The 20,671-nt window shown below is 42.8% G+C and carries 21 protein-coding genes, 1 tRNA gene, 2 pseudogenes and 1 other annotated feature; of the genes and pseudogenes, 17 read left to right on the top strand and 7 right to left on the bottom strand.

The genetic code is table 11. The features are described from left to right. Positions 1–224 precede the first annotated feature (224 nt). Positions 225–989 (top strand): DeoR/GlpR family DNA-binding transcription regulator, encoded by a 765-nt coding sequence (locus CDG76_RS10215; RefSeq protein ID WP_094348929.1) that lies wholly within the window; start codon positions 225–227, stop codon positions 987–989. A 140-nt stretch (positions 990–1,129) separates the two neighbouring features. On the opposite strand, the gene CDG76_RS10210 is transcribed toward CDG76_RS10215, so the two are convergent. Then, on the bottom strand, positions 1,130–1,669 hold the full coding sequence (locus CDG76_RS10210; RefSeq protein WP_094348928.1) for a DUF3172 domain-containing protein: 540 nt from the start codon (positions 1,667–1,669) through the stop codon (positions 1,130–1,132). A 481-nt stretch (positions 1,670–2,150) separates the two neighbouring features. Between CDG76_RS10210 and CDG76_RS10205 the strand changes: the two genes are divergently transcribed. Further along, positions 2,151–2,978, top strand: coding sequence for an ABC transporter permease (locus CDG76_RS10205; RefSeq protein WP_094348927.1), 828 nt, complete (start codon positions 2,151–2,153; stop codon positions 2,976–2,978). Positions 2,979–2,986: 8 nt separating this feature from the next. On the opposite strand, the gene CDG76_RS10200 is transcribed toward CDG76_RS10205, so the two are convergent. After that, a complete protein-coding gene (locus CDG76_RS10200; protein ID WP_094348926.1) occupies positions 2,987–3,496 on the bottom strand; it encodes a hypothetical protein in 510 nt (169 codons plus the stop codon). A gap of 347 nt (positions 3,497–3,843) precedes the next feature. Between CDG76_RS10200 and CDG76_RS10195 the strand changes: the two genes are divergently transcribed. Continuing rightward, complete coding sequence (locus CDG76_RS10195; RefSeq protein ID WP_094348925.1) at positions 3,844–4,500, top strand: hypothetical protein; 657 nt, start codon at positions 3,844–3,846, stop codon at positions 4,498–4,500. 103 nt (positions 4,501–4,603) lie between these two features. Here the strand turns inward: CDG76_RS10195 and CDG76_RS10190 are convergent, their stop codons facing one another. After that, positions 4,604–5,662 carry a glycosyltransferase family 4 protein gene (locus CDG76_RS10190; protein WP_094348924.1) on the bottom strand — a complete coding sequence of 353 codons (1,059 nt, stop codon included), beginning with the start codon at positions 5,660–5,662 and terminating at the stop codon, positions 4,604–4,606. Positions 5,663–6,130: 468 nt separating this feature from the next. Between CDG76_RS10190 and CDG76_RS10185 the strand changes: the two genes are divergently transcribed. The 3 genes and pseudogenes from CDG76_RS10185 to CDG76_RS10180 all read left to right on the top strand — a co-directional run bounded on the left by CDG76_RS10185 (position 6,131) and on the right by CDG76_RS10180 (position 8,989). Beyond that, a complete protein-coding gene (locus tag CDG76_RS10185) occupies positions 6,131–7,360 on the top strand; it encodes a DUF4347 domain-containing protein (protein ID WP_094348923.1) in 1,230 nt (409 codons plus the stop codon). Positions 7,361–7,399: 39 nt separating this feature from the next. Beyond that, positions 7,400–7,894, top strand: a pseudogene (locus CDG76_RS39400) (choice-of-anchor Q domain-containing protein); the annotation flags it as partial. A 15-nt stretch (positions 7,895–7,909) separates the two neighbouring features. After that, on the top strand, positions 7,910–8,989 hold the full coding sequence (locus tag CDG76_RS10180; RefSeq protein WP_094348922.1) for a calcium-binding protein: 1,080 nt from the start codon (positions 7,910–7,912) through the stop codon (positions 8,987–8,989). Here CDG76_RS10180 and CDG76_RS10175 read toward each other — a convergent pair. Continuing rightward, positions 8,986–10,044 carry a glycosyltransferase family 2 protein gene (locus CDG76_RS10175; protein WP_223265197.1) on the bottom strand — a complete coding sequence of 353 codons (1,059 nt, stop codon included), beginning with the start codon at positions 10,042–10,044 and terminating at the stop codon, positions 8,986–8,988. The genes CDG76_RS10180 and CDG76_RS10175 overlap by 4 nt on opposite strands. 153 nt (positions 10,045–10,197) lie before the next feature. On the opposite strand from CDG76_RS10175, the gene rplS reads away from it, so the two are divergent. The 8 genes from rplS to rplL all read left to right on the top strand — a co-directional run bounded on the left by rplS (position 10,198) and on the right by rplL (position 14,560). Continuing rightward, positions 10,198–10,560: a 50S ribosomal protein L19 gene (gene rplS, locus CDG76_RS10170; RefSeq protein WP_094348921.1), complete on the top strand. Its 363-nt coding sequence runs from the start codon at positions 10,198–10,200 to the stop codon at positions 10,558–10,560. Between the two features lie 152 nt (positions 10,561–10,712). Continuing rightward, positions 10,713–10,785: transfer RNA gene (locus CDG76_RS10165), tRNA-Trp, on the top strand. Between the two features lie 187 nt (positions 10,786–10,972). Next, a complete protein-coding gene (gene secE, locus CDG76_RS10160) occupies positions 10,973–11,194 on the top strand; it encodes a preprotein translocase subunit SecE (protein WP_094348920.1) in 222 nt (73 codons plus the stop codon). After that, entirely contained in the window at positions 11,194–11,844 is a 651-nt protein-coding gene (gene nusG, locus CDG76_RS10155) for a transcription termination/antitermination protein NusG (protein WP_094348919.1), read from the top strand. Before secE ends, nusG begins: the two co-directional genes overlap by 1 nt. A 6-nt stretch (positions 11,845–11,850) precedes the next feature. Beyond that, entirely contained in the window at positions 11,851–12,276 is a 426-nt protein-coding gene (rplK, locus tag CDG76_RS10150) for a 50S ribosomal protein L11 (protein WP_094348918.1), read from the top strand. A 174-nt stretch (positions 12,277–12,450) separates the two neighbouring features. Then, positions 12,451–13,164, top strand: a complete 714-nt coding sequence (gene rplA, locus CDG76_RS10145; RefSeq protein WP_094348917.1) for a 50S ribosomal protein L1 — start codon at positions 12,451–12,453, stop codon at positions 13,162–13,164. Positions 13,165–13,227: 63 nt separating this feature from the next. After that, positions 13,228–13,396: a sequence feature (ribosomal protein L10 leader region), on the top strand. Between the two features lie 63 nt (positions 13,397–13,459). Beyond that, positions 13,460–14,074: a 50S ribosomal protein L10 gene (rplJ, locus tag CDG76_RS10140; RefSeq protein WP_094348916.1), complete on the top strand. Its 615-nt coding sequence runs from the start codon at positions 13,460–13,462 to the stop codon at positions 14,072–14,074. Between the two features lie 93 nt (positions 14,075–14,167). Further along, a complete protein-coding gene (rplL, locus tag CDG76_RS10135; protein WP_094348915.1) occupies positions 14,168–14,560 on the top strand; it encodes a 50S ribosomal protein L7/L12 in 393 nt (130 codons plus the stop codon). 159 nt (positions 14,561–14,719) lie between these two features. Here rplL and CDG76_RS36045 read toward each other — a convergent pair whose 3' ends face one another. From CDG76_RS36045 to CDG76_RS10125, 3 genes and pseudogenes are all read right to left on the bottom strand, one after another. Beyond that, positions 14,720–14,905: a hypothetical protein gene (locus CDG76_RS36045; RefSeq protein WP_143854066.1), complete on the bottom strand. Its 186-nt coding sequence runs from the start codon at positions 14,903–14,905 to the stop codon at positions 14,720–14,722. Positions 14,906–14,982: 77 nt separating this feature from the next. Continuing rightward, positions 14,983–15,756: pseudogene (locus tag CDG76_RS10130) on the bottom strand (prohibitin family protein); the annotation flags it as partial. A gap of 447 nt (positions 15,757–16,203) precedes the next feature. Then, positions 16,204–18,252, bottom strand: coding sequence for an elongation factor G (locus CDG76_RS10125; RefSeq protein ID WP_094348914.1), 2,049 nt, complete (start codon positions 18,250–18,252; stop codon positions 16,204–16,206). A gap of 266 nt (positions 18,253–18,518) precedes the next feature. On the opposite strand from CDG76_RS10125, the gene CDG76_RS10120 reads away from it, so the two are divergent. The 3 genes from CDG76_RS10120 (at position 18,519) to CDG76_RS10110 (ending at position 20,549) form a co-directional block, all read left to right on the top strand. Next, the gene (locus CDG76_RS10120; RefSeq protein ID WP_094348913.1) at positions 18,519–19,442 is read left to right on the top strand and encodes a tetratricopeptide repeat protein; all 924 of its coding nucleotides are present in this window, start codon (positions 18,519–18,521) and stop codon (positions 19,440–19,442) included. Positions 19,443–19,523: 81 nt separating this feature from the next. Next, a complete protein-coding gene (locus CDG76_RS10115) occupies positions 19,524–20,078 on the top strand; it encodes a phosphate-starvation-inducible PsiE family protein (RefSeq protein ID WP_190240812.1) in 555 nt (184 codons plus the stop codon). Positions 20,079–20,303: 225 nt separating this feature from the next. Next, a complete protein-coding gene (locus CDG76_RS10110) occupies positions 20,304–20,549 on the top strand; it encodes a hypothetical protein (RefSeq protein ID WP_094348911.1) in 246 nt (81 codons plus the stop codon). The last annotated feature ends 122 nt before the right edge of the window (positions 20,550–20,671 follow it).

Below are 20,671 nucleotides of genomic sequence, written 5' to 3'. Positions count from 1 at the left end.
ACCCAGATTGGGCAACAATTATCCAAGCTCAAGTTAACCACTCGGAACCGTTGTGGAACCATGTGATTTCATCAAATGCCAAAATCAATAAATTCACTTGTGCATGAATATGCTTGAATTCAATTGAAGTTACGGATTACCGTACAAAAACTTGCATATCAATAAGTATAAACTCACAAACACGCAATTTCAAGTCCAAAAACGCAATTTCAGGAAAATTAATTATGCTAACTGCTGAACGACGACAATTCATCTTAGAAATTCTGCGTCGTGATAAAAAGGTACTTTCGACAGAACTTAGTGCTGTTCTCAAAGTTTCAGAGGATACGATTCGCCGGGATTTGCGAGAACTGGCAGAAACTGGACTATTGCAACGCGTTCATGGGGGAGCGCTCCTCAAATCTCCAGCCACCGCTAGTTATGCCGATCGCCAAAAGCAAGCGCCAAAAGAAAAGGAAGCGATCGCTCGGACAGCAGCAAAATTAGTTTGTACAGGACAAGTAGTGATTTTAGATGGAGGTACAACAACTCTCCAAGTAACCCGTCATTTGCCCCTAGATTTGCACGCAACAGTGATCACAAATAGTCCGCCAATAGCAGTTGCTTTAGCAGAACATCCGCATATAGAGGTTGTGATGTTAGGTGGACAACTCTACAAAAAAGCTTTGGTGAACGTGGGTACTGTCACAATTGAGACATTACGGATGATTCGTGCAGATTTGTGTATGTTGGGAGTTTGCAGTTTGCATCCAGAAGTTGGGATTAGTGTACCGAACCTAGACGAAGCCCACGTAAAACGAGCGATGATTGCTGGATCGGCTGAGGTAGTGGGATTAGTGACAGCAGAAAAATTAGACACGGCTGCTCCTTATCTAGTGGAGTCTATTCATGCCCTGACTTACCTAGTAACTGCACCAACAGTATCTAATAATATGCTGAGTGCCTACAAAGCTTTAGGTTTGACCATTATACGTGAAGAATACGAATGATCTGATGAAGGCAGATGCGATCGCTGAGGACTAGAGAAGAAGCAGGGAGCAAGGGAGAATTTTCCCCTCTGCCCCCCGCACCCCGCCCCTCGGTCACTGAGCGTAGCCGAAGTGCTGCCTCTTATACCCAATGCCCAAATCTAAAATCTGTCCGTTTCTTGAGGAGTTCCAACTGCTCCTGGTTGAGCCGTAAAGAAGTTTTGAGCAGCTTCATTCTGATATATACACCTAATATCAGGTTTGTCACTGTCCAAATTACCTGTAAAGCCAAAGGTGTTCAGGCGATTTTTGCACTCATTTACCTGATCAGATGTCACCAGCTTACGTTGCTCTAAAAGCGCCCAGTTATTTTGTCGGATCACGCATCCAGGACGCATACTCGGCTGGGCAACATAGACATTGAAGGGGTTAAGAGTGACGAACAGTCTAGCGTCCATCACCATCGCGCTGGCTCCGTATTGCACACAAATTTCCGGGTTTGGTGCTTTGGTGTCAATGAATTCACGGGAAGCTACATTTGATGGAGCCAATGTGGTTGTAGAACTAAAAGCAATGCCAATCCCAATTCCCAAAATCAACACCCCTCCCATAATTGCGATGGTGGTGAAGTTAAATAGAGGGGATTGGAAAATAGAGGGTTTAGAAGTAGTAGCCGGTCTACCAGTAGATTTACGTTTCATTGTTGCTTAATCACCTTCACGCCGATTTGGGAGGGAGTGGTCTAAAGTTTTTTCTCCCTCTTTCAGTATGCCTATTCTTGACTATAATTGCCTGTGACTTTCTCTGCGATCTTCTTGTTAAATGACAAAAATACGAGTTTATCTAGATTTTTGGGCAGAATTTCAATATCGTACACTGTGGCGAAAGTTTGCCTACCTTATACAAGTTAGTCAAGCAACTTGTTTGGCTAATTGAAATGATAGCTGAATTTATGCAAAGCCGTACTAGCCGCTGATTGTTTCCATCTGGAACAATTAGTGAGTCTTTTCCTTTATTTGCTCATTAACTAATTGTTATTAGTTATAAGCTTTGCACTACTTGACTTGATTAATAACTGTATGAATTTATTTTGTTAATTATACCATATAGCGGTTCTCAGTTGAGTGTGTAAAACAATGTAAATTAACATTTAATGAAATTTAAACAAGTAATTAAAAGCACGTGACATTTCCAAGAGCGCTATCTTCGGGCAAGAGGTTCAAAACTTCGCAACTTCAAATCTTTCTGGCTGATAGTCTGACTATTTTTTGGGGAGATTGGTTAGATTTACGCGCGAGAATTTTACCTGTTGCGGCATCAGGCTTAATATCGCCACTGATATATATTTTAGCTTTTGGCTTGGGTTTGGGTAGTTCCATCAAACCCGGTTCAGGAATTAGTGGCAACTATGACAACTATTTGGAATTTATATTACCGGGAATGGTGGCGCTGTCGTCGATGACGGTTAGCTTTGCTGGAACGACATTTTCAATTTGTGGAGATAGACTATTTACCAAAACCTTTGAGGAATTGTTGTTAACTCCCATAAACCCCTTAGCTTTGTACATGGGTAAAATGCTGGCGGGAGTCGTGCGGGGTTTGATGACTTCCGGTTCCGTGATTTTGGTAGCGCTGCTGTTGACTGGAAACTGGAATTTTCTCAATCCACTATTTTTACTTTTGGTGGCGCTGAATTGTTCGGTATTTGCTGGATTAGGGGTGATTATAGGGTTGAGTGTGCGATCGCTCGAATCAGTTGGACTCTACAATAATTTTATCATTATCCCCATGTCCTTCTTAGGAGCGACTTTCTTTGACCCTGCGACATTACCAGCAGCTCTCAAAGTTGTAGTTTACCTTTTGCCACTAACCTACACCAGCATTGGATTGCGTGCAGTTGCACATCTACCCTTGTCTCAGTTTCCTTGGTACAGTATACCGATTTTGCTGGTGGTTGCGATCGCTCTTTCTCTCTGGGGTGGTTATAAGTTTGCTCATCAACAGGATTAAAGCCTTGATTACAACTTGTGCTTTAACTGTTGAATTTTCTGTAAAACTTTTTCCCGATGCTGCGTCAGCTTGATCCATCGCGGTAGGCGACTGGCAAGACTGCCATTGTGCCAGCCTAATGAGTCATCTGGCAAGCGTTCTCGCAACCTCGATTGAACATAGCTTTCCAAGAAGTTCAAATGTGCTTCATTATATGCCCATAGCAATTGACCGCAACAAGAGATTTGTAGCCACAGGGGTAAGCCAAAAAAATGGTCTAATATTCCATCGCTGGAATTTCTTTTATCCCTGTAATTGTTCTGCCACACTAGCAATGCGGCTTTTCGATTGCCATCCTTTGACTTTTGTTTTGTATAGCTACAGTGCTGACAGGTAATTCTTTTGATGGAACTGAGATTTGATTGCTCAGATTTTACAGTCAATATCTTGGCAATGCTATCGCATTGGGGACAACGTACTAAAATTTCTTGCTCAAAATCAGCAAGTCGTTTGCCATAGTCTCTAAATCTTATAACCATTTCATCTAAAACCTGCTATGTTGTAGCGTCCCGTTAAGACAGAATGAACCACAGTTCATTAGCAGTCAGGGTAATTACTTATGAATCACACATTGTCTCATCTGTCAATGGATAAGTTATAATTTGGATTTTTTATAAAGATTGCGTGAAATTACTAGTTATCATGATAAAGCATTACAAGAATTGCTTTATAAATCAACCTATGAGTAGATATCAACTCAGTGAGCAAGCACACATTAACCACTATTTATCTAGCTGGTAGATAGCAGTTTCAAAGTGAGTTTTTGCTGTTTGATTTAAACCATGCGGTATAGCACTCTGTTAATCAATATCCAAAGGACACAAATATGACTAGAATTGCCACAAAAATAGCCTTGTCTGTTCTCGGAGCAGCAGGAATTAGTTTTTTGTCTTGGACACCAGCAAGAGCCGTCATTTTTGTAGAACCCATTGTAACGACTAAAAATCAAGCAGTATTCGAGGCAAAAAAACCAAGAATCCTTACAGGGTTTCTACCAGGGGAAGTAATAGAATATGGTGTCCCAGATGTAGCTAATAACTTTGTAAATGCTACCGGATACGATATAAATAGCTTGGTCTTTGATTTAAAAACCCTGTCCTATAGTAATCCGAATTCTACTCCAGCATTGGATAATGAAACAGTGCAGTGGGGAGATGTTAATGGAGATGGCAAGATTGGTAACTCTGCTAACGCCGATCTAAAGGATATTTTTACAAACATTACCATTGCTGGTAGTACTATCACTTTTAGTGGTGGCGTCATCCCAAACGGAACCCTGTTTTACAATCCATTCGCTAGCCTGCCTAATCTAGCGCCGGGTGCTGGAATCATTCCACCAATTCCAGCAGACCAAGAAGATAAAGATGGGCCGATCAGAGTCGCTTCTTATTACACGGCTGTTCCTGAATCAACTAACGTTTTGGGTGTACTGGTTTTTGGCGCTTTAGGCATAGCTTTAAAATTAAAGCGATCGCTCTGTTAAGGGGACTGGGAAAAAAGCAAGGGAGCAGGGAGCAGGGAGCAGGGAGCAGGGGAGAAGTTGCAATAAGTTCCCCTCTGCTCCTCTGCCTCTTGTGCCCATACCCTCATTCTGTAATTAACTCACGATACACTGTCATTGTTTCCTGATGGACGCGGGCAACACTCAGCCTTTCTAGGTTTTTCTTTGCCCGCTGTTTCCACTCTTGCAGCATCTCGGCATTACTCAGTAATTGCACTAAAACCCCAGCTAAAGCATGACTATCTTTTGCTGGCACTAAAAGACCTGCTCGCCCATTGTCTAAAGCTTCAGGAATCCCGTCTACCTGAGTGCCGACGATCGCAGTTCCAGTTTCTCTAGCTTCCGAAAGTACCAAAGGGCAAGGGTCACGGTGGGAAGCCAGCACAAATATGTCACAAGATATCAGATAGCGTTGAGGTTCCGGTTGAAAGCCTTCAAAATGAATGCGTTCTTTTACAGCAGTTGCTTGTGCCTGCGCTTCAAATAGCTGTTTATCAGGGCCATTTCCGACCAAATAAAGATGGGCTTGGGGAAAATCTGAGGCAATTTGTTCAAAGGCAGCAATTAACTCAGCAATTCCCTTGCGTTGATACATCCCGGCTACAGTGGCGATCGCTGGATGCTGTAATGGTAAAGGTAGATAATCTTGTATCTGTCGGGTGCGGGGACTGCCTAAAGTGCCATTACATACTATCCGCAACTTGTGTTCTGGAATACCACGCCTAATCATAGAATCACATACAGCTTTACTGACAGCAATTACTCTGTCAGCTAAACCCATTAGTAGGCTGGCACGCTGAAATTCGTTGTGGACTGTAGAAACTAAAGCATATTTGTTTCCTTTGAAAATACGTGCTAATATTACCCCCGTCATCATGTGGGCATGAACAATATCCGGCTGAAATTCAGCTGCGATCGCTCGGTAACGTCTAGCTGCTTTAATCGTATTTAGCGGTTTCCTGCTTTGGTCTAAGTGGTAATGTTTGACACCACAAAGCTCTAGTAAAGCCTCGTATTCTCCACCAGCAGAAACAACCGCTACCTCATAACCAGATTTTGCCTGTAGACAAGCCAGATCCACAGCCACATTCACAATACCGTTACCTATTTCTTGAACGTGGTTCAAAATATGTATGATTCGCATAAGCTTTGAGATGTGTATAAAAAATAAAGATAAGTAACTGAATAGAAATCAACATAATTATTGAGATCTTCAGCGACAACTAAAAAGTAGTCAGTAGTGGGTAAAATTGACCACTTTCTACTAACTAAGAGCGCTTCTAACCAGTTACTTAGCTTAAAGACTTATTCAGTAACGGCTCAATAAATCGGGGTAAAACTCCAAAATTCTGAAGACTGAATCTGCTATTTCAAGTTTTCTATTTCCCAATAGCTGGTATCGAAACTCTAGTACAGCACAGCAGCCAAAACAGAGAATAAAAGCCTTTTTGAAATACTGCTTTACAAAAACAGCAATTTACTTGATTATAAAGAAGGAAATTAACGGTAACAAATAATTCATTATTACTGTTAGTAATTGTGTGAAAGCCCAGTAATGATAAAGCTTCAGTCAATTTGAGTTGAACTCATAACCTTAGTTTGAGGTGACAAAATGGCAACGTTACGTACTCCACACTTCCGATTAAATTCCGTAATTCCCACCTCATATACACATAACCTAGTCTTCATCGACACAGCAGTAGAAGACTATCAGAGTTTAATTAACGGCGTTATTCCCAACACTGAAGTATTTGTTATTCAGCCGACACAGAATGGTGTTGAGCAAATTACCAAGATTTTGGCAACTCGCGCTGACCAGAATTTTAACAGCATTCATATTGTTTGCCACGGTGCCCCCGGTAGCTTGCAACTTGGCAACACTCACTTGGGACTCGATACCCTCGAATACCATAGCCAGCAACTGCAACAATGGCAGAAGATATTTTCCACCTCATCCAAAACTGCTAAACCATTAGTTACATCTGCTACAACAGTAACCAACCTACTCGTATATGGTTGCAACGTCGCTGACGGTGATGTGGGGGCAGAATTTGTTACCAAACTGCATCAACTAACAGGAGCAAATATTGCTGCTTCCCGTCAGCTGATAGGCAATGCGGCATTAGGAGGTAACTGGGAACTGGAAATACGCACTGCCCAGATGGAAGTTACTCTACCGTTTACAGAAACTACTCAGAAAGCTTACGCAGGAGTACTGGCGATCTTCACAGTGAACAATACCGGGGACGCTGATGATGGTGATGCCAACAACGGCGTTACCACACTCCGGGAAGCAATTAATTTAGCTAATGCGACTGCTGGGGATGATGCGATCGCCTTTGGTGATGTATTCAGCGATACCACACCCGATACCATTACTCTCACCTCTGGGCAACTGACAATTACCGATGATCTCACCATTCTTGGAACTGGGGCATCAAAGCTCACCGTGAGTGGAAATAACGCCTCTAAAGTATTTGAGATAGCAGGATTAGGGAGAGATGTCAGTATTGATGGTTTAAAAATTGCTAATGGCAATGATAGCGCTATTTTGGTTAATACCAATACCCTTCTTAGCCTGACCAACAGTAATATCTCTGATAATACGGCAACCTCCAGCGGCGGCGGTATCAATAACAAAGGAACCCTTAAGCTTACCAATACTAATGTCTTTGGGAATACTGCAACCTCTAGCGGCGGCGGTATCGCTAATCAAGGCATCCTCAGCCTAACTAAAAGCAGCATCTTTGACAATACGGCAACCTCCAGCGGTGGCGGCATTTATAACTCAGGCACCGTCGATATAACAGGAAGCACTATCTCTGGTAATACGGCAAGATAAGGAGACGGTGGTGGCGTCTTTAATGATGGTACTTTTAGCCTGACTAACAGCACTGTCTCTGATAATAATGTAAATTCTAGGGGCGGTGGCATCTATAACAACAACGGCACTCTCACCCTCATTAACGATACTATTACCAATAACAAGGCAACAACTGGCTACAACACTTATGCTGAGAATGGGGGCATTTTCAATGAATCTGATAGTAGTGTTATCGTTGGAAATACCATCATTGCAGGCAACTTAATCGATGTTGAAGGAAACTTCACCGACCTCGGCAATAACCTGATTGGCGATAATACTGGTAGCACTGGCTTTACTACCAGCACCCTCGTCGGCACCAACGCTAATCCTATCGACCCCAGACTCAGCCCCCTGCAAAATAACGACGGTGCAACCTTTACTAATGCCTTAATTGGGGATAGTCCCGCTATTAATGCAGGCAATAATGCCCTGATTCCACAGGGTATTACCACCGACCAGCGCGGCACTGGATTTGACAGAATATCTGAGGGTACGGTTGATATTGGTGCATTAGAGTTTAACGGGGTGAATGGAACCAATAGCGCTGATAATCTAGTGGGCAACAATTCTAATGAAATAATTAATGCTCAAACTGGGAATGATACGATCGCAGGTAATCAAGGCAATGACATCTTAACTGGTGGCGATGGCAAAGATAAATTTGTTTACAATTTAGGTGACGGTGTTGATATCATCACTGATTTCGATGGGTTAGGTAAAGGCTCAAATCCCTCGGCAGCAGTTATTGGCGAATTGGATACCCTGAAATTCCAAGGTGCTGGATTGACTGTCCGAAATCTGCTACTCACCCAAAATAGTAACAATCTAGAAATCACCTTTGAAGGGGTGGCTGATGACAAAATTATCCTGCAAAATTTTCCCCTGGAAAACCTAGACAATCTATGGACGGTGGGCAATATCTTGTTTGATGGGCAAAGCAGCATTCGTGACAGCTTTGATGTCTTCAATGCCAACTCTACTCAAAACACCATCTTCAACAAAAACACAGTCACCTTTCTCAATGACCTAAACAATAATGTCAATGGTTTTGACAACTCAGATGATGTCATTAATGGTCAGGGGGGTAATGACCGCATTGACGGCTTAAGTGGCAACGACCTTCTACGCGGTGGTGCTGGTTACGATCAAGATACCCTCATTGGCGGTGCTGGCAATGATATCCTTGTTGGTGGTGCTGGCCAGAATACCCTCATTGGTGGTGCTGGCGATGATACCCTCATTGGTAGTGATAGCGAGGATAGCCTCATCGGAGGTGCTGGTAATGACATTCTCTTTGTTGGTGGTAATTATTATCAGGATACCCTGACTGGCGGTAGCGGTAACGATCGGTTCGTCTGCCAAGCCTCTAATAGTTTTAGTACGATTACTGATTTTAATCAGAGCGAAGATAAATTAGTCCTTACTGACGTGCTTAAGAGTCAGGGCTACACTGGCAGCAATCCCATCTTAGATGGCTACCTACAGTTTGTGCAATCGGGTACTTATACACAAGTTAATTACGGTAAGGGTTATTCTGGCATCTTGGCAACTTTGGATAATTTCACCGCGACAAATCTGGTAATTGGTAGTAACGTCCTCGTCTAGTGCTGAGAGTTCGACTGGGCGCTCATGGGCAAGTCCACCAGTGCTACAGAATCTAATTCTAAATTTTGAAGACTGGCGCTTTTATTCTGGGAATTTTGCCAGACATCATAGTAAAACTCAATCAATACAAGTTTACGAACCTGAGAATTGTTTCCCTGAGAGCGGCGTGATGAAATAGCAGTTAGCAAAAACTTCCAAGACCGAGGAGAAAGTATAGATGGATCTATCATGGAAAGAAAACTCTTGAGATTTTTTTGCTTCAGTGCTACTAAAATCCAATGGAGTTTCAGGTAATTTTTTATATCCTGAAAGACGGGAATCTTTGAGCGATGCTGCTCATTTACCAAGGCATAAATTTTTTCCTTCATTAAAATATTTGTCGCCAACCGCCGAGGCAAAGAAAACTTTTGATTATAAGCACCCGGCCAGATAGTGCGATAAGCAAGACACTGGTTGAAGAAAATAGCATCGCCAAACTGAGCAATCCGAATCCAGGAATCGATGTCATCACAGTTAGCATCGAGTGTGGAGTCCCAACCGCCACTTTGGAGGAAAGCATCACGTCGACAAGCTACTTGTACAGGTGTACCAAAGGGTACAAGCTCTAAAAGCATCCCGTAGTGAATATCGGCTTGTGGGATATAAAAAGCTAAACCGGGGCCAACTTGGGGAGTGCGAGAGAGTTCAACTTCATTGCCATCCACCTGAGCCGCCACACAAGAGCAGATTACAGCTTCGGGACGAAGGGCGATCGCCTTTGCCATCTCTTCTATGCAGTTGGGCGCTAAATAGTCATCATCATCTAAAAACTTAATCCAGTCACCGCTAGCTTTGGCAACTCCAGCATTTACCGTTGCTGCATGACCTTGGTTTACTTCGTTAAGATGATAAACAACCTTGTCCCCTAAGCTTTTGAGATAGGTTTGGGTGTCATCAGAAGAACAATCATCAGCAACAACCACCTCGCACTCGATTGTTTGGTTACGAGCCGAATCAATTGCTCTTTTCAGCAAATTCAAGCGATTATAGGTACTGATGACGATGCTAAATTTCATAAATTTTTCCTTTGTAGTACGGCATTCTGCAATATAGCTTTGATCTTTAGGCTGTTGTATCAGTACAATTATCAATCCTAACAAGTAGACTGAAATAGGATTATCGATTTATCATTGATGATCGTGAGTTTTTTTTAAGCAGACAGAAAGACTATGAACGCTCAAGAGATTATCCGCTCCATTGAAGCGGAACAGATAAAATCGAATCTGCCCGACATTTATGTGGGCGACACTGTAAAAGTGGGAGTGAAAATCAAGGAAGGCGAAAAATACCGCGTGCAACCCTACGAGGGAGTTGTGATTGCCAAGCGCAATGGCGGCATCAACGAAACTATTACAGTTCGTAAGGTTTTTCAAGGCGTGGGCGTTGAGCGGGTATTTCTGTTGCATTCTCCCCGGATTGACAGCATTAAGGTGTTACGTCGCGGTAAAGTCCGCCGTGCTAAACTATATTATCTCCGCGATCGCGTAGGTAAGGCAACCCGAATCAAGCAACGGTTTGACCGCCCTTTGTGATTCGTCCTTCAAAAGTATGGGAGAAATCTCAAGCTGCAAGCGGCATCTGCCGCTGACTTGTTTTAAGGGCAAAATTAAGGTATGATATAAATCGCATATTGCGTTAAACTTAAATTTAGTTCAGCGCAATCACTGAATCAAAAACAGCTTGTGCGCTCTTAGTTCAGTTGGTAGAACGCAGGTCTCCAAAACCTGATGTCGGGGGTTCAAGTCCTCCAGGGCGCGCTCAAGAGCAAAAAAACAAAGCCCGAAATAATTACGCGGCTGCTAATATAGCAGTTAGCGCTAATAATTTCGGGTAAACTTATTGTATTTGCAGTTGTTTTGCTTCCAGTAAGTGAAATAGAGTCGAAACTGCAAACCTAGATGACAATTAAACAGGATCTAGTATAAGAAACGGGGGATAACGGTCGTGGCCAAAAAAAGTGAAGCAGAATTGCCAGAAACCGGAAATGGGTTTAGCTTTGGCAACTTCATACAGGGAACCAAAGAAGAACTTGAAAAAGTAGTTTGGCCCAGTCGGAAACAGATAGTGAGCGAATCCGCCGCTGTGTTGTTAATGGTGGCACTATCCGCATCTTTGATATACTTGGTCGATGGATTGTTTGCTTGGGCAGCAAAACAGGTGTTCTAATGAGTTTTGCAACAGATGAACCACGCAACTCAATGTTGCAGTCAGAAGAAACAGCAGAAGCAGCAGAAGCGGCAGAAGCAGCGTCCAAAGAAGCACGCTGGTATGCAGTACAAGTAGCTTCAGGCTGTGAGAAGCGTGTAAAGACTAACTTAGAGCAACGCATTCAAACTTTTGATGTCGCTGACAAAATTATCCAGGTAGAAATTCCGCAGACGCCAGCGGTGAAAATCCGTAAAGATGGCAGTCGCCAGCATACAGAAGAAAAAGTTTTCCCTGGTTATGTGCTAGTGCGGATGATGATGGATGATGATACTTGGCAGGTGGTACGGAACACCTCTCATGTAATTAACTTTGTCGGTTCAGAACAAAAACGTGGTAGCAGCAAGGGTCGCGGTCATGTCAACCCCATACCACTGAGTTCTTCAGAAGTTGAACGTATATTCAAACAAACCAGCGAACAAGAAGCAGTTGTCAAAATTGACATGGCTACTGGTGATAAGATAATGGTGCTTTCTGGTCCATTTAAAGACTTTGAAGGCGAGGTGATTGAAGTCTCTCCAGAACGGAGTAAACTTAAAGCCTTGCTCTCAATTTTCGGCAGGGATACACCAGTAGAATTGGAATTTAATCAGGTAGAGAAACAGAGTTAAATACAAATGGCGAAGAAAGTAGTGGCGGTCATTAAACTGGCCTTGAATGCTGGAAAAGCCAACCCAGCACCGCCAGTTGGTCCCGCCTTGGGTCAACATGGTGTCAACATCATGATGTTTTGTAAAGAGTACAACGCCAAAACAGCAGACCAAGCTGGAATGGTGATACCTGTAGAAATTTCGGTTTTTGAAGACCGGAGTTTTACATTCGTACTCAAAACGCCACCCGCATCAGTACTGATTCGGAAGGCGGCGAAAGTTGAAAAAGGCTCGAATGAACCCAACAAAAAGAAGGTTGGGTCAATAACGAAAGCACAATTGCAAGAAATAGCCCAAACCAAACTCCCCGACCTCAATGCCAACGATATCGACGCGGCAATGAAGATTGTGGCAGGAACGGCTAAAAATATGGGTGTAACAGTTACGGATTAGTCATTGGTCATTGGTCATTGGTCATTAGTCACTTGTACTGAGCGTAGTCGTTGGCGCAGCCTCTCGTAGAGAAGTATTGGTAAGTGACGAAAGACAAAGGACAAATAACAAAGGACAAATAACTAAAAATTATCGGGGGAGAGGCGAGGCTTCGGAATTACCCCAGGAGAACAAATGCCAAAAATATCGCGTCGTTTGAAGGGTCTGCAAGCAAAAGTAGAAGAAAAAGATTATCATCCGCTAGAGGCTTTAGCCCTTCTCAAAGACACAGCAACAGCTAAATTTACCGAAGCTGCGGAAGCGCATATCCGGTTGGGAATTGACCCCAAGTATACAGACCAACAGTTACGGACAACGGTAGCACTGCCCAAAGGTACAGGACAAATCGTCCGGGTGGCGGTGATAGCCAGAGGCGAAAAGGTAAACGAAGCCAGTAACGCTGGTGCTGATATAGTCGGATCAGAAGAACTGATTGACGAAATCCAGAAAGGTAGAATGGATTTTGACAAGCTGATTGCCACGCCCGATGTAATGCCACAGGTGGCAAAGCTGGGTAAGTTGCTTGGGCCGCGTGGTTTGATGCCATCGCCCAAGGGTGGAACCGTAACATTTGATTTAGCAGGTGCGATCGCAGAATTCAAAGCTGGTAAATTAGAATTCCGAGCTGACCGAACTGGCATTGTCCATGTTATGTTTGGTAAGACAACATTCTCGCCTGAAGATTTGTTAGTCAACCTGAAGGCATTACAAGAGACGATTGACCGTAACCGTCCTTCAGGGGCTAAAGGTCGTTATTGGCGCACATTTTATGTGTCAGCCACAATGGGGCCATCGATTAAAATTGATGTGACCGCCCTACGAGATTTGAAACTGAGCGAAGCTGGTTAATTTTTAGTCATTAGTCCTTAGTCATTTGTAAAGGCAAAGGGCAAAGGACAAATGACAAATGACAAAATTAAATAGGCAAAGCCGGAGACAGCAGGTGCTAATAGCTTAAATATCCTGCCGAGGTTAAAACTCTAATAGTCAAAATTACCACCCCTAAAGGTGTGATAACTATGGCGTCAAGAGTCTTAATACTCAACCCCGGCTAAATTAGCTGGGGTTTGTTGTTTGGGTTCAGGTTTAGAAGAAACGTACAAGTAGGGCACTTCCCCGATTATTTTAAGGAGGTGAGATTGGAATGGGTAGAACACTAGAAAACAAAAAAGAGATAGTAGCTGACCTCAAAGAAACTTTGAGTCAGTCAACTCTGGCACTGGTAATTGACTATCAGGGGCTAACAGTTTCTGAAATCACAGATTTACGGCGGCGGCTGCGTCCTAGTGGCACCGTTTGTAAGGTGACGAAGAACACTCTAATGGGCATTGCTATTAAAGATGATGAAAAATGGCAGCCTTTGTCGGAATTGCTCAACGGTTCTTCCGCCTTTTTGCTGGTAAAAGAAGATTTTTCATCGGCAATTAAGGCATACCAAGAATTCCAAAAAGTCAGCAAGAAGACAGAACTTCGCGGTGGTGTACTGGAAGGTCGCCTACTCAAAGAACCTGATGTCAAAGTACTAGGAGACTTGCCATCTAAGGAACAACTCATCGCTCAAATTGCTGGGGCTATCAATGCCTTGGCTACCAAGATTGCTGTGGGTATCAACGAAGTTCCTGGTTCGCTGGCTCGTGCTTTGCAGGCTGTGGCCGACCAAGAGCAAAGTGGTGGTAGCACCGAAACCGCTGCTGTCCAAGATAGCAGCACCGAAAGCACTGCTGAAGGTGATAGTAGCACTGAAACTGCTGCTGAATAGACTTCGTGGTTCATCAGTCAAAAGTCAAAAGTCTATAGTTAAAGACCAATGACCCATGACAAATAAATAATCAAAATTACAGGAGTTATATCAATGTCTGCTGCAACCGATAACATTTTAGAACAACTAAAAACTCTTTCTTTGCTGGAAGCTTCTGAGTTAGTCAAGCAAATTGAAGAAGCTTTTGGTGTAAGTGCTGCTGCACCTGTTGGTGGCATGATGATGATGCCTGGTGCTGGTGGTGCTGCTCCTGCTGAAGAAGCTGTTGAGCAAACTGAGTTTGAAGTCATTCTCGAATCAGTCCCAGCTGATAAGAAGATTGCCGTACTGAAGATTGTTCGGGAATTGACCGGTTTGGGTCTGAAAGAAGCTAAAGACTTGGTGGAAGCTGCACCCAAGGCAGTTAAAGAAGGTATTGCTAAGGATGCCGCTGAAGATGCTAAGAAGCGCATCGAAGAAGCTGGCGGTAAGGTGACTGTTAAGTAGTCACAATTCTGTTAACAGTTTTTTATTAAGGAGCCTAAGTTAGGCTCCTTTTTTTTATCGTAGAGTCTTATGTTGCAGATAAAAATAGTATTAAGTATTACAACGCTAATTTGTTGTTAAAAGAACAAGGATTAGATTAAGTTGGGTTGATTTGCTTTCTTATCCATTGACGAAATGCCCTAAGCGTTGGACTTCTACCATTGCTATTGCTGTGAATAACACGTTTGGCGAGTTTTTCTGGCACTTCTTGGAGATGGTCATATTCCCAGTGGAAGGAACCAACGCCCAAAGTGAGCGATGCCTACGGCGGGCAAAGCCTACGTACCTTACTAGCAAATAATACATAGTATATAATTCATACAATTAAACTTATGTCAAGCCATTGACCCGATGAAAAAATTTTAGGGCTTTGAGGTTACTGTTTATGGCTGAATCATAATAGGCATACCGCCTTTTTCAGAACCAATAATTACAAGCTTAGAATTATTAGATTTAGCTAGCTTTTCTGTGGCTTCAATCGCTCGTAATTGTAGCACTTGGTTGTTAAGTCCACCAGAGATAATTTTTTGAGAATCAGCTATACCTCGCGCTTCAATCAGCTTTCGTTCTGCCTCTTGACGCTCTTTCTCTAAAACAAATTTCATCTGCTGGTTTTCTTGCTCTGTCTTGAGTTTGTTTTGAATTGCAGCTTGTAGAGTATCAGGCATTTTGATGTTTCTTAAAAGAGCTTCCTCAACGATGAAACCCAAAGCCGGTATTTCTTGGGTAAGTTGTTGGTCAATTTTTTGGGCGATTTCTTGGCGTTTGGTAGAGTAAATTGCACTGGCTGGGTAGTTTGCCGTGATGGCGCGGACAGTAGAGCGGAATCTGGAAATTACCAGTTGTGTTTCATCAGTTCCAATTGTTTTATAGACTGTAGCTGCCTTTTGCGGATCGAGCTTGTACTGAAGACTGACATCAAGATTTAGACTCAAACCTTCTTGGGATGTTGCATCTACATTTTCTTTTATATCCTTAAGGCGAGTAGAAAAATTCAGCACCTTGCTAAAGGGGTTAAGCAAGTGGACACCAGGATTAAGAGTAGTTTCGGAAACTTCACCAAAGAAATTGACGACACCGACATTACCAGGTGGGACAATCACTAAAAGTCTAGAAAAAGAATTCAGTACTGCAATACTGCCAATCAATATAGGAATCCGGTTTGATTCCTGAATTTACTTGCGTGGGCAGGGAACAGGAAATAGGGAATAGGGAACAGGAAAGAAGGCATAGATCCGTACTGAGTCTTGTTCAAAAATCAAATAGGAGTCCTATATCATAATTCCACGTATTGCTAAACGTGACCTTTCACTAGATATCCTATCTGTATTGAGATAAACGAGAATTGCAATTAGGCTAGTTACAAGAGAGACTATAAAGCCCATGAGTTTTTTCTGTGTAGTTAAGACGAATGTACTTAATCACATAATTCCCAAACGCTTTTATGAAACTCATATCATTTCAGATAAGTTAGAAATTTACAAATCCTTTTATAGATTAAAAAAGATTCCCGACTTTTCTCAGAAGTCAGGAATCTTAGCCTTGGAGCGATGCCTACGACAGGCATTGCCTACGCTACTCTACAATTAATTCAAAATTCAAAATTACTTGCCGTTGCCGTTACCACCATTGCCATTGCTATGAATGACGCGTTCGGCAAGCTTTTCCGGTACTTCCTGGAGATGGTCATATTCCCAGTGGAAGGAACCAACGCCCAAGGTGAGCGATCGCAGCTCTACAATAAAATTCTGCATCTCTGCTTGTGGCAAGTTTGCAGAGACATTATCCCAGCCTTGCCAATCGTTTCTCCCCTCATAGCCTAAAATTTGCCCCCGTCTACCACTCAACAGTTGCAGCACTTTGGAGGTAAATTCACTCGGTGTGATAACATCTACCCGCAGAATTGGTTCTAATAGGGTAGGTTCCGCTTGGGATATCCCTGTTTGCATTGCCAATCGGGCAGCTTGTTTAAAGGCTTGTTCGGAACTATCAACGTTGTGATACGAACCATTAGTCAGAGTTACCGCCAAATCCACTATTGGGAAGCCCAAAGGCCCGTGTGTCAAAAATTCCCGCACGCCCATTTCTACGCCAGGAATGTACTGTTTCGGAACCACGCCACCGACAATGGTTTCATTAAAGTTGAAACCTGTACCGCGTGGTAAAGGCTTGATTTCGAGAAAAACATCACCAAACTGTCCGTGACCACCACTTTGGTGTTTGTAGCGCCCATGAACTGAAGCCACCGTTTTGCGGATGGTTTCTTTGTAAGGCACTTGCGGTAAGTGGGTTGTCATTGGCAAGTTATATTTGCGGCGCAGTCTGTCTAGGGTGACTTGCAAATGAATCTCGCCTTGACCCCAAAGAATAACTTCGTGGGTATCGCCGTGTTGTTCCCAAGCAAGTGAAGAGTCTTCTTCTAACAACTTGGTAATGGCACTGCTGAGTTTAACTTCATCGTTGCGCTTTTCTGGTGTAATGGCGAGGGCATACACTGGTTCCAACTGTACAGCTTTGGCTAATTCCATCGCCGCTTGCGGTTCTGTGGAGATTGTATCCCCTGTTTTGATTCCTTCTAAACGGCTCAATGCGACAATTTCACCAGCACCAACTTCATTAACAAACTGCTGTTGTTGTCCCATGAGGCGGTAAATTCCACCAGTGCGGATGCCATTGAGGATAATGCCATCAGTTAATTTGCCCCGCCAAACACGTACCAGAGAAAGTTTGCCACCTTGGGGAGTGTAGAAAGTTTTTAATACTTGCGCTAGAGGTTTATCACCTTTGATGTTTTTTAAACGACGTTCTGCTGTGGTTTCTGGTTCGGGGGCTTCTCGTAACAAGGCTTCTAATAAAGGTCTAACACCATAATCTTGTTCTGCCACACCAAAGAAAACGGGCACTACCAAATCTGCCCCTAATTCCATTTTTAAATCTTTGAGGATTTCTTCTTGGGATGGTTCGATGTCTTCTAAAAGTTCTTCGAGTAAATGATCGTCAAAATTTGCTAAGGCTTCGAGCATTTCTGCCCGTGCTGTATGTTCTTCTTCTTTTAAACTTTCGGGGAAGGGAATGGGATCGGCAGGTGCGCCTGGATGATATTGATATGCCTGTTCGCTCACCATATCAATAAAGCCGGTGAGCTGTTCCCCGTTCATGATGGGATATTGATGCGCTACCAGGGGACGGCTAGATACTGCTTTTAGGGCGTGTAACGTTTCTAGTACGTGAATATTTGCCCGATCCATTTTGTTGACGAAGACGAGATGGGGAATTTCCCAATCGTCCAGGAATTTAAATAGAGGGGCGAGGGTGAGGACGCGATCGCGGATGGGTTCGCAAACTACAATTGCTGCATCAACTCCGATTAAAGCATTGTACGTCTCTTGGGCAAATTCTACGCTTCCCGGACAGTCAATAAAAGTGAAGCGAATGCCGTTATACTCAGTGCTAGCGGCGCTAACTTCTACACTCATGTGGCGATCGCGCGACTCGGCAGCACTATCTCCCACTGTATTGCTGTCCTTAATATTGCCTTTGCGGGAAATTGCCCCTGTGACAAATAACAAGCTTTCTAGTAAAGTGGTTTTTCCACTTAAATAAGGCCCGACAATTGCAACGTTCCGCGAACCCGATTTTACTTTTTCGTTCATAAAAACCTCCCTTGCGGTAATTCATTCATAACCGCATTATTCCGTAGATATCAAGGGATAAAAAATGGTTCTCTGGAGTCAAAATTACCCCTTCTTTAATTTGTTATTATGCTCCTTTTAATCGAAAGTTAAAAAAATTGTAGCCTGTCGTAAGATTTAGCTTAAGAAAAGTTAAGCATCAAAAATTTTTATGCTGAATCAAAAACTTTTGTAAAAAACTTTTTATCAAGTAAATTTAACTGAAAGTGTTGCAAGTCAGAAAATCAATGAGATTATCATTCTTTAAATATCGCATAGCAGGGTTAGTAAGTTTAACTTTGCTGATTATGAGTATTTCCTCCCCTTCTCTTGCTCTATCTCCTCCTGTCGCCTCAAAGCTAGCACAGTCTAATCCTAAAACTGCTGTAGACTGGTTAAACCAAGGCTTACAAGCAATTCAGGCGGGAAGGGTACAAGATGCGATCCCTGCTTTTAAACAAGCGACCAAATTAGATCCGGCATTAGCACCAGCGTATTATAATCTGGGGTTAGCATTCAGACAAACGGGACAATTACAACCGTCTGCGGATGCATTTTATCGAGCGACGCAAGCCGATCCGAAATTTGCTCCAGCTTTTGCTAATTTAGGCGGAGCGTTGTTAGAAGGGAATAATTTAAAGTTAGCTAACGATTATTTGCAACGCGCCTTAGAACTCGATCCCAAACTCGGATTTGCCCACTATAACCTGGGGTTAGTACGAGAACAGCAACGAAATTGTGAACAAGCGATCGCATCTTTTAAAAAAGCTGTACAATATAGCAAAAATGCACCAGAACCTCCTTACCATATAGGGATGTGTTATCTCGAGCAAGGTAAACTCGATCCGGCAAGAAGTGCATTTTATCAGGCATTAAAAATTAATCCTAAATATCCAGAAGCTTACTACAATCTCGGCTCAATTTTTTTCCAACAAAGTAAATTACAAGAGGCATTAGAGGCTTTTAGAAAATCAGCCGAAGCTAACTCTAACTATCCCAACGCTTATTATGGTGCTGGGTTAGTTTTTATCCAGTTACAGCAATATGGCGATGCAGTACAAGTATTGCAATTTGCTAGAGATTTATACAATGCTCAAAAAAATCCCCAGTGGGCGAAAAATGCCGAGCAATTGTTGCAACAAGCACAAAATTTAAATTACCAACCTCGCTGAGGCAGAAAAACTTAATATTGCATAACATAAAACTATTGGGTTGACTCGCTGGTGTTGTCTGAACTTGTCCCGATTGGAAAAATGTACATGCAAAAGCGCCAGAAAAGTCGATTTTTATTTAGCGATCGCTGGCTTGATCGGCAATCAATTGTTCGCAACATGGAAGCCTTTCAAGACTTAATTGTGATTGTTTTGTGTTTGGGTTTGTTCGCCGTCATGCTAATCCAATTGTGGGGGATAGCTATTGCCCTCACGCAGCCACTAGACTATAAACATGTGACTGCAAAAATACTATTTGTGTTGATTTTAGTCGAGTTATTTCGACTATTAATGGTCTATTTGCAAGAACATAGTATCTCTGTAGGAGTGGCAGTTGAGGTAACAATAGTATCTTTGCTGCGAGAGGTAGTAGTTCACGGAGCGCTGGAAATTTCTTGGGTTAATACGCTTGCAATTTGTGGTTTGTTATTTGTTTTGGGTGGACTACTCGTGGTATGCGCTAAGACACCACACATGGATTGTATGAGCGCTAACACTAAGTTTTGTCCGGTTGTGTATAGGGGAGGTAGAGAACGTCAAAACGAGTTGGAATTACAGTATTCACGTCAATGTGATGAGAATCAACCGCTTGGATAAATTGTTATGAAAATGGGGAGTGGGAGAGACGCGATTAATTGCGTCTGTACTGGGGAGTGGGGAAAATACTTTTTCTCCACTCCCCACTCCTTTGTGTGAGGCTGTATCAGGAAATTATTTTTGCAAGGTACTTCCGACGTATTGAAATATACTCTTTTTGGAAGATGAATCGCTCTTTAAGGGTGAATATAACGTTAATTAGAAATTCTAAAAGAGGTTCAAGCAATGGCTACAAATACAGGTAACGGACAATCTCAAACAGCGATTAGCGACTTGGAGTATGATTTTGTCACCGTTTTGCACAACAAGGCTGAAGCTGTTAAAGCTTACGATACCTACATCAAAGATGCAGAAAAAGTAGGTTCTCAACCTTGTGTAGAGTTATTTCAAAAATTGCGGCAATCTGATATTGAACACGCACAAGAGATTCGCCAACATCTACAACAAGTGCTGCAACACGGTAAGATGTAACCCAAGTTTTGAGTTCGTAGGCGTAAGCCCGTCGTAGACATCGCTTCTGGTTTAGCTAAAACAAAAAGAGGCGATGTCTAAAACAAGCTATGACGCTCTCTACGTTCGCGCAGCGTGTCGCA

It is taken from the genome of Nostoc sp. 'Peltigera membranacea cyanobiont' 210A (assembly GCF_002246015.1).
In the GTDB taxonomy this organism is placed as follows: Bacteria; Cyanobacteriota; Cyanobacteriia; order Cyanobacteriales; family Nostocaceae; genus Nostoc.
Note: the sequence above shows the minus strand (reverse complement) of the source record. Positions and strands in the feature narration are given on the sequence as shown.

Coding starts and splice junctions, on each gene's coding strand:
- CDG76_RS10215 (WP_094348929.1), top strand. CDS start 225: ATGCTAACTGCTGAACGACGACAATTCATCTTAGAAATTCTGCGTCGT.
- CDG76_RS10210 (WP_094348928.1), bottom strand. CDS start 1,669: ATGAAACGTAAATCTACTGGTAGACCGGCTACTACTTCTAAACCCTCT.
- CDG76_RS10200 (WP_094348926.1), bottom strand. CDS start 3,496: ATGGTTATAAGATTTAGAGACTATGGCAAACGACTTGCTGATTTTGAG.
- CDG76_RS10195 (WP_094348925.1), top strand. CDS start 3,844: ATGACTAGAATTGCCACAAAAATAGCCTTGTCTGTTCTCGGAGCAGCA.
- CDG76_RS10190 (WP_094348924.1), bottom strand. CDS start 5,662: ATGCGAATCATACATATTTTGAACCACGTTCAAGAAATAGGTAACGGT.
- CDG76_RS10185 (WP_094348923.1), top strand. CDS start 6,131: ATGGCAACGTTACGTACTCCACACTTCCGATTAAATTCCGTAATTCCC.
- CDG76_RS10175 (WP_223265197.1), bottom strand. CDS start 10,044: ATGAAATTTAGCATCGTCATCAGTACCTATAATCGCTTGAATTTGCTG.
- rplS (WP_094348921.1), top strand. CDS start 10,198: ATGAACGCTCAAGAGATTATCCGCTCCATTGAAGCGGAACAGATAAAA.
- nusG (WP_094348919.1), top strand. CDS start 11,194: ATGAGTTTTGCAACAGATGAACCACGCAACTCAATGTTGCAGTCAGAA.
- rplK (WP_094348918.1), top strand. CDS start 11,851: ATGGCGAAGAAAGTAGTGGCGGTCATTAAACTGGCCTTGAATGCTGGA.
- rplA (WP_094348917.1), top strand. CDS start 12,451: ATGCCAAAAATATCGCGTCGTTTGAAGGGTCTGCAAGCAAAAGTAGAA.
- rplJ (WP_094348916.1), top strand. CDS start 13,460: ATGGGTAGAACACTAGAAAACAAAAAAGAGATAGTAGCTGACCTCAAA.
- rplL (WP_094348915.1), top strand. CDS start 14,168: ATGTCTGCTGCAACCGATAACATTTTAGAACAACTAAAAACTCTTTCT.
- CDG76_RS36045 (WP_143854066.1), bottom strand. CDS start 14,905: ATGTATTATTTGCTAGTAAGGTACGTAGGCTTTGCCCGCCGTAGGCAT.
- CDG76_RS10125 (WP_094348914.1), bottom strand. CDS start 18,252: ATGAACGAAAAAGTAAAATCGGGTTCGCGGAACGTTGCAATTGTCGGG.
- CDG76_RS10120 (WP_094348913.1), top strand. CDS start 18,519: ATGAGATTATCATTCTTTAAATATCGCATAGCAGGGTTAGTAAGTTTA.
- CDG76_RS10115 (WP_190240812.1), top strand. CDS start 19,524: ATGTACATGCAAAAGCGCCAGAAAAGTCGATTTTTATTTAGCGATCGC.
- CDG76_RS10110 (WP_094348911.1), top strand. CDS start 20,304: ATGGCTACAAATACAGGTAACGGACAATCTCAAACAGCGATTAGCGAC.